The organism is Vibrio sp. 1288, from assembly GCF_033344475.1.
On sequence record NZ_JAWPOX010000175.1, the window covers coordinates 1 to 999 of the forward strand.

Consider the following 999-nt stretch of genomic DNA (forward strand, 5'->3'; position numbering starts at 1 on the left):
GAAGCCTTCAATAATTTCAATACCTTGAGACTCTAGCAATGTGCTCATTGGTGGATAAACGTTGGCATCCGACCCCGTCACTTTATGACCTAGCTGACGCGCTAAAATTGCTGCGCCGCCCATAAATGTGCCACAGATACCCAAGATATGAATGTGCATAAACTAAACCTTGTAATGCGTTCTTTGATGCCTTCATTATCGCGATAACGACCAGAAAAGCGAGTGACTTTAGCCTTCTTCTTGCAGTCCCTTTCACAAATATGACAAGGTTGAACAGAGACTGTACAGCGCTCTGACCTGCGAATGAATCCCTGATTTGAGCAGACAAATAAATTGAGATCTCAAACAGTTACTTCATTACCATTAAAAAGATCCACGACTTAAAATTACATCTAGCGCAAACGTTTAACATCCATAAAGAGATGCCCGTTGCGCAACACCCCCAATGAAATGTAAATGTAAGGATTAACCATGTCAGGAATGCGCACCCTAGGCGAATTCATTGTTGAAAAACAAGCGGATTTCCCCCACGCTAGCGGTGATCTCTCATCTCTTTTAGCATCCATTCGTTTAGCTGCAAAAATCGTTAACCGTGAAATCAACGCAGCAGGTCTTGGTGATATCACTGGCGCTGTCGGCACGGAAAATGTCCAAGGCGAAGCACAGCAAAAGCTAGACGTGTACGCGAACGACAAATTTAAAGCGGCGCTTGAAGCTCGTGACCAAGTTTGTGGCGTTGCCAGTGAAGAAGAAGATGAAGCGGTTGCGTTCAACAAAGAACTCAACCAAAACGCAAAGTATGTTGTATTGATGGACCCACTTGATGGTTCTTCAAATATCGACGTAGACGTGTCTGTCGGTACCATCTTCTCTATTTATCGCCGTGTTTCGCCTATTGGCACACCCGCGACAGAAGAAGATTTCCTTCAGCCAGGTCATAAGCAAGTTGCAGCAGGTTACGTAATTTACGGTTCATCAACTATGTTGGTGTACACCACA

At 44.4% G+C, this 999-nt stretch carries 1 protein-coding gene and 1 pseudogene; one reads left to right on the forward strand and one right to left on the reverse strand.

What is annotated here, in order from left to right:
- A partial coding sequence (locus R8O11_RS25460) for a Mur ligase domain-containing protein (RefSeq protein ID WP_318194641.1) occupies nt 1-159 on the reverse strand: 159 nt, incomplete at its 3' end.
- Nucleotides 160-471: 312 nt separating this feature from the next.
- On the opposite strand from R8O11_RS25460, the pseudogene R8O11_RS25465 reads away from it, so the two are divergent.
- A pseudogene (locus R8O11_RS25465) lies at nt 472-999 on the forward strand (fructose-bisphosphatase class I); the annotation flags it as partial.